At 65.0% G+C, this 7016-nt stretch carries 4 protein-coding genes; 2 read left to right on the forward strand and 2 right to left on the reverse strand.

Translation table 11 applies throughout. The features are described from left to right. Position 1: 1 nt before the first annotated feature. Entirely contained in the window at positions 2–1963 is a 1962-nt protein-coding gene (locus tag AC5P99_RS19340; protein ID WP_495213453.1) for an FUSC family protein, read from the reverse strand. Between the two features lie 79 nt (positions 1964–2042). Here AC5P99_RS19340 and AC5P99_RS19345 point away from each other — a divergent pair, with 79 nt between their 5' ends. After that, positions 2043–2837, forward strand: a complete 795-nt coding sequence (locus AC5P99_RS19345) for an AraC family transcriptional regulator (protein WP_049451571.1) — start codon at positions 2043–2045, stop codon at positions 2835–2837. 35 nt (positions 2838–2872) lie between these two features. Here the strand turns inward: AC5P99_RS19345 and AC5P99_RS19350 are convergent, their stop codons facing one another. Further along, positions 2873–3694 (reverse strand): alpha/beta fold hydrolase, encoded by an 822-nt coding sequence (locus tag AC5P99_RS19350; protein ID WP_049451569.1) that lies wholly within the window; start codon positions 3692–3694, stop codon positions 2873–2875. A gap of 355 nt (positions 3695–4049) precedes the next feature. Here AC5P99_RS19350 and AC5P99_RS19355 point away from each other — a divergent pair. Then, the coding region (locus tag AC5P99_RS19355) for an RHS repeat domain-containing protein (RefSeq protein WP_495213454.1) at positions 4050–7016 on the forward strand (2967 nt) is incomplete at its 3' end.

Consider the following 7016-nt stretch of genomic DNA (forward strand, 5'->3'; position numbering starts at 1 on the left):
GTCAGTGCCGATGGGGGAGCGGGGGTGCCAGCAGGTCGCGGCGCAACCTGCATAGCAGATGCGACAGGTGCTCCCGATCCGCCCCGCTGCTGGCCACCGCTGCTTCTCGCATGCGGTCGAGCAGTTCCAGAAGATGGGCGTCGACACTGCGTGGTGCGTGGGCGCGGATCCTGAAATGTGCCGCGACGCGTTCGATCAGCATCGCCTGAAGCGCTTGCGTGCGCGGATCGAGCAGACGCGTGTCCAGTGCGCGGAGCTGGTTGGATGCATGAGCCGCACGCACGTCCGCAAACAATGCCCGCAGGTCGTGTGCGGCGCTGGAACGGCCTTGCAACCTGGGAGCGAGCAGCCCGATTCGATCCAGCATGCGGCTGAGCCAGGCCCGGGTCACATCACCTTGACCGGCGGCGTGTCGTGCGATGTCCCGACGGATCGAACGCTCCAGCCGAGCGCGGTTGCGGCCCGCATCGGCGGTCTGGAACAGCTGCATGCTGCACAGTGCCACCGTCGTACCCACGAACAACGCAACGCTGTTGTTGAGTGCGCCGACGATGTTGACCGTATTGGTCGCGCCCAGGCCGGCGATGAGCGGAAACGTCAGCACCACGCCCAGGGCGGCCATGATGAAGGATGGCCGGGCCAGGAGCGATCCGCACAGCAGCAGCACCGGCGCGAGCGCGGCAATCAGGCCGGTGATATCGGACAACGCGGGGAAGATCAGCAGGCCGTAGAGCAGGCCGACGGCAACGCCGATCGACGACCCCACCAGATAGCGCATGACATGCGGCGCAGGCGCTTCGATCGTGCCGAACAGCACGCACGCCGTGCCGATGATGGACACCGCCGTGGCGCCCTCCGACCAGCCGGTAACGATCCACAGAACGCAGCTCAGCAGGATACCGACGAACGCGCCCAGCGCGCTACGCAGGGCAAGTCGATGGTCCCGGTGAAGTACCGCACCGTGCGCACGTCGCGCAAGGCGGGCAGGTACATGCCGGCGCCAGTCGGGCCGGGCAGTGTGCAGTTGCGCCTGCAGCACGCGGCAGTCGGCGTGGGCGAGGTCGAGCTCGGCCTGTTGCGCGGCGAGGCCGGTCTGTATCAGCTCGCGCCAGCCAGGCGAATCCATCGCGCTGGCCTGTGGTGAGCGCAGCCGTGCGATGGAATCTTCCACCGCGCTGGACAGCATCAGTACGTCCAGCATCCGGTCATGCAGGGCACGCAGGATCTGCACCTGGGCCACGCCGTGGGCGCTGTCGAAGGGCAGGTGGATCGACAGCACATGCAGCTCAAGCAGGTCGGCGGCCACTTTCGAGCGGTCCGTCGCCAGTACCGCGTCCGATGCACCGGCGCGCATGTCCCGTGTCCATCGTTCCGCATCTTCCAGCACGGCAGCAACCCGTGCGTGCACGCGCATCGAGACCCGACGCGGCAGCACCAACCCATGTACCAGCGTGGCGGCCAGGATGCCGATGGCGATTTCCTGCACTCGCGTGATGGCAATGGTGAACACGTCTCCCGGCACCATCACCGCAGGAAACCCGATCAGGCTGGTGGTATAGCCGGCCAGCAGGAACGCATAGGCACGTGGCGTGCGGTCGAGCATCGCCAGGTACAGGCACAGCGCCATCCAGGTGGCGAGCGCGGCGCTCAGCACCAGGGGCGCATTGGCGAAACGGGGCACCAGCGCGACGGTGGCGATGGCCCCGCCGACGGTACCGAGCAGGCGGAACAGACCTCGGCTGAGCGTTGCGCCGGACAACGTTTGCGACACCAGATAGACTGTGCCGATCACCCAGAACGGGCGGTTCAAGCCGATCCGTAGAGAGACATACAGCCCAAGCGATGCGGCGAGCAGGCATTTGAGCGAGAACAGCACCGCCTCCTGGTCGGTCCTGAGGGTAGGGCTTTTGAACCGTGCAAATGCCTGGAGCACATGGGGGCGGAGCGGGCTGGGGGAGTGCATGCGGCTCATGCTAGTGATCGGCCGGCATGGCGAATTTCGCTACAATGACAACCAATCGCTAAAATTGGTCAATGTGAGAATGGCTCGCATTTCGCTCCCAGGCTTTGACCTGGACCCGGACGAGACCGATCGCCCGGCGGTTGCCAGCCGCCTGCAGGTGGCCGAGCACGACGCGGAAATTCCGGTGCATGAGCATCGAAAGGGTCAGCTCATTCTTGCGCTGCATGGGGCGGTGACCTGCGAAGTGGCCAATGCGCTGTGGATCGTGCCGCCCCAGTGTGGCGTCTGGATTCCGGGCGGCATGCCGCACAGCAACCGCGCCACCGCCAACGCGCGCCTGTGCTACCTGTTCGTCGAGCCCGGCATCGTCGACCTGCCGGCGCAGTGCGTAACGCTGGCCATCTCGCCGATGCTGCGCGAGATGATCCTGCACCTGGCCGACGCGCCGCTGGACTACCCGCATGGCAGCCACACCGACCGGCTGGCGCGGGTGTTGCTGGACGAGCTGGTACAGATGCCGGCTGAGCATCTGTCGCTGCCGGTCAGCCATCACCCGAAGGTGCGTGTGCTGGCTGCGGCGCTGTCGGCGGATCCGGCAGACCGCAGCACCATCGGCCAGTGGGCCGTGCGCCTGGCCCTGGGCGAGCGCACGTTGACCCGCCTCATCGAACGGGAAACGGGACTGTCCTTCGGGCGCTGGCGGCAGCAACTGCACCTGCTCATCGCCATTCGGGAACTCGCCGCCGGTGCACCCGTACAACGCGTTTCCGAGACGCTGGGCTATGAGTCGGTGACGGCCTTCATCACGATGTTCAAGAAAGCGCTTGGCCTTTCCCCGGCGCGGTACTTTGCGGTGCGCCTGCGTGGGCAGTAGCCGGGGACAGCCCGGGAAGCGCCTGCCTGGAACAGCTACTTCGAGGTGCCGGAGACCGATTGAATCGCGGCCACCACCGCAGCGGGATCCTCGCGCTGGAGGGTGTGGCCGGTTGCCAGGTAGCGGTGCGAGCCGCGCGTGAATCCCGAGAAGAGCAGGGCGTGCTGTGCTTTCCAGAGCGCCTTGCCCGCTGCGGTTTCCTCGAAGAACAGCGGTTCGGCAGCCAGCTGGGTTGCAGTCAGCAGCGCTACCGGCACGTCCGGCATCGTGCGCGGGGTTTCCGCACCGGGTGCATCCAGCTGTTCGGTCAGCACGGCGTAGTTGGCGGCCATGGCTGGCGGCAGCATCGCCCGCAGCTGGGCATCATCTGCCTGCACGCGGGCACTGTCGGCCTGCTTGAACGCATGGCGCTGACCCATCGTGGCCGGGTCCACCAGCACCAGGCCCTGCAGGCGCTCCGGATGGCGGCGTGCAAACTCCGTGGCCAGCAGGCCGCCATAGGAGTGACCCACCAGCACAACGCGGCGACCGGGGGCGAGCGTATCGATCACGGCCGTGAGGTCGGCCAGATGCGCATCGATGCGCTTGGGGTGACCGTCGCTGCCGGACTTGCCGATTCCCGCACGGGCGTAGGTGATGCTGTGGTAGTCGCGCCCCAGACCGGCAACCACCTCCTTCCAGGCCCCCGCGCCCTGCCCGAAACCGGATTCAAAGACCACGGTGATCGGGCCGGCCCCCATCTCTTCGGCCTGCAGTGTGTAAGCGCCTCGATCCACTTGGATTTCCCCTGCGTGCGCGGCGCCTGCAGCGGCCATCACGGCGGCCAGCACCCACAACGTCACTCGGCTGATCTTCATTGCCATTCCCCTGGGCCGTGACGCGTGCCAGCCCTTCCGATGGGTCAGGTCTGCAGCGGAGTGCCACAGCCTGCCGACTCGCGACAGGTCGTGTTGGTAATGTAGTGAGGTATAACACCGACTCCCTGTGCAGGAAGTCATGGGGACGGGGCGTAGACCGCTGAATGGCGTTGGATGCTTGAATCTGTGATCGGTTACGCGGCTCCACACTTGAACGTGCAAGCGTCCTCAACGATAAAGGCGGCATTTGGCACTGCCGCATTCCGGACCAGGGACGATCCGAAGCATGACGCGGGGCACAGCTCCGCGTTCTCGTTCCCGCCGGCGCTGTGTTCGTCCAGGAAGGAGAACAGGGATGTTGGAACGACTGAAGACCATTTTGTGTGCCGTGCTGGCGATCGTTGCCGTTGGCTGCATTGCGCCGGCTGTTGTACAGGCGCAGGAAAGCAAGATCACCTGGCGTATTTCGCAGCCCGGTGGCGATGCGACCCAGTACAAGACCCAGCAGGCGGCGGTGGCCGCCATCAAGAACCTGCCGGCGCCCAGCCCCTTCCCGCCGGAGTTCCAGTTCGGCTGGCAGTACGTCGACAAGATCAAGTCGAAAGTCGTGGACTTGAACGGAAACACGTCGATTACCTACTGGATGGGAAAGACGCAGCCATCCGACCCTGACTGGACCTACTACGGCGCGGGTGATGGTGGCTTCCTGTCCGAAGAGGAAGTGCTGGAAGCGCTCATTGCAGACTTGCAGGACATCAATCCCCAGTGTCCTGGGGAAACTGCTGTGCCGGAAGGAGAATGGGGCCCAACTGCTCCAGGGATGGACGGAATTTCGGAGGTCAGGGAGTACCGGGTCACCGGCATGCTGGGCAGCAATTCGGCGGAGTCTCCGTGCGTGCCCTTCGACGCAGGAACGACAGGGCTTGCTCGCATGCGACGCTTGAACTGCCCGATCCCCTTCACGCAGTGGTCCAACAAGCACAACGCCTGCGTCAACGAGGAATTCGTTGCGACCATCACCTCGAAGTCGCAGAAGTGCGACAAGGACGGCGGCAACGGTAGCTGCCCCATGCCCCGCAACGATACAGCGGCGAACATGAGTCCGATTCCCGACAAGGACCCGGCCTCCAACGGCGGTACCTGCGACGGCAATGTCGGCAACCCATGTGATGTTAAAACGGGCGAGAAGTATGAGATCGCGCAGGACTTTGATCTGGGCTGGATCGCACTGACGCGCTTCTATCACTCCGGTATTTCTACTTCATCCGGTGGCTTCGGCTATGGCTGGACCCATTCGCTGGGCGCCCACCTGGCACTGGATGGTGTTGACAGTGTTGGCATCATTGAAAGCACCGGTTTCCAGCGGGCGTTCAAGAAGATCGGCCAGGCCTATGAGGCGGACGACGACAGTGGCGATCGTCTGGTCCAGAACGGCAACTGGACACTGTACTCGGCGGGTTCCATCTCGACCTTCGGCGCGGACGGGCGTCTGACCGCCAAGCGCTTCCCGGATGGCACGTCGCTGACCTACATCTACGATGACAGCGACCGCCTTGCGGCCGTCACCCACAGCAGTGGCCGCACACTGGAGTTCGTCTACCAGTCCAACGACTATGAGGCGCTGATCAGTTCGGTGCTGGTCGAAGGCATTGCGCTCGCCACCTATACCTATACGCCGCAGAACCAGGTCGCCACGGTGACCTATGCGGGTGGCGGTGTGCGCACGTATCACTACGAGAACCAGGCTTTCCCCCAGCACCTGACGGGTATCACCGCCGAGGACGGTCGCCGCTACAGCACCTTTACCTACGATTCCATCGGCCGTGTGATCTCCAGTCAGCATGCCGGCGGTGCCGATGGTGTGACACTGGCCTACAGCCCCAACGGCGGTGCAGTCGTGACCGACGCGCTTGGGCGGCAGACCGACTACACCCTGACACCCGGCGGCGACACCGCGCCGTCGCGCAAGGTAACCGGCCTGAGTGATTCGCAGGGAACCGTCAGCCGGACCTACTACGACCAGAGTGTCGACTTCCGCCGGCGCCTGGATACCTACACCGATCGCCGCGGCATCCAGACCAAGCACACCTATGCGCAGGGCACCGATCCGGTGAGCGGTCGTGCCGTCAGCATCCATACCGTGACCGAAGCGGTCGGCCTGCCCGAACAGCGGGTGGTGACCACCGCGCGCGAAGTCGAAACCAATGCGGTACTGACCACCCGCATCGGCAATCGTGAAACCCGAACGTCCTTCAATACCCGGCGTCAGCCGACAACCAACACGGTGACCGACACCGCGTCCGGTCAGACGCGCATCACCAGCTACACGTACTGCGAAGCCGCTGATGTGGCAGCGGCAGGCAGCTGCCCGGTGGAGGGGCTGCTGAAGAGTGTGGATGGCCCGCGCACGGATGTGGCCGATGACGTTACCTATGCCTATTACTCGGCGGATGATGCAGGGTGCGCGACCGGAGGTGCCTGCACTTATCGCAAGGGCGACCTGCGCAGCGTGACCAATGCGCTGGGCCAGACGGTCGAGACCTCGGCCTACGACGCGTTCGGGCGGCCGTTGTCGGTCAAGGACGCCAACGGCGTGGTGACTGATTACACCTACCATCCCCGCGGCTGGCCGACCTCCATCACCGTGCGCGGCGCGACCACTGCCGAGAATCGGGTCACCCAGATCAGCTACTGGCCGACCGGCCAGGTGCAACAGATCACCGAGCCCGACGGCAGCAGCGTTTCCTATGTCTACGATGCGGCGCTGCGCTTGACCGATATCGAGGACAACGCGGGCAACACGATTCACTACACGCTGGACAATGCCGGCAATCGCCTCAAGGAAGAGACGCTCGATGCAGGCGGTACCCTGCGCCGTACCCTGGCACGGACGTTCAACACGCTCGGTCAGCTGACCGCGCTGAAGGACGCCGGCAATCATGCTACCGGCTTTGCCTACGATGCCAACGGCAACCCCCAGACGATCACCGACGCCCTGCAGCGCGTGACCAGCCAGCAGTACGACCCGCTCAACCGATTGGCGCAGACCCTGCAGGATGCCGGCGGCGTGGCGGCGGAGATCCGCAGCCAGTACAACGCGCTGGACCAGGTCACCCAGGTCACCGACCCGAAAGGCCTGCATACGACCTATGCCTACAACGGGCTCGGTGATCTGACCGGGCAGGTCAGCCCGGACAGTGGCGCCAGCAGCTTCACCGTGGACGCCGCCGGCAACCGCAAGACCGCCACCGATGCGCGCGGCGTCACCGCCACCTATCACTACGATGCGCTCAACCGCCTGATCGGCATCGCCTATCCGGAC

This window comes from Stenotrophomonas sp. YJH_SMC_80, from assembly GCF_059372495.1.

Excerpts from the sequence above, each read along its gene's own strand:
- AC5P99_RS19340 (WP_495213453.1), bottom strand. The coding sequence starts at position 1,963 with ATGCACTCCCCCAGCCCGCTCCGCCCCCATGTGCTCCAGGCATTTGCA.
- AC5P99_RS19345 (WP_049451571.1), top strand. The coding sequence starts at position 2,043 with ATGGCTCGCATTTCGCTCCCAGGCTTTGACCTGGACCCGGACGAGACC.
- AC5P99_RS19350 (WP_049451569.1), bottom strand. The coding sequence starts at position 3,694 with ATGAAGATCAGCCGAGTGACGTTGTGGGTGCTGGCCGCCGTGATGGCC.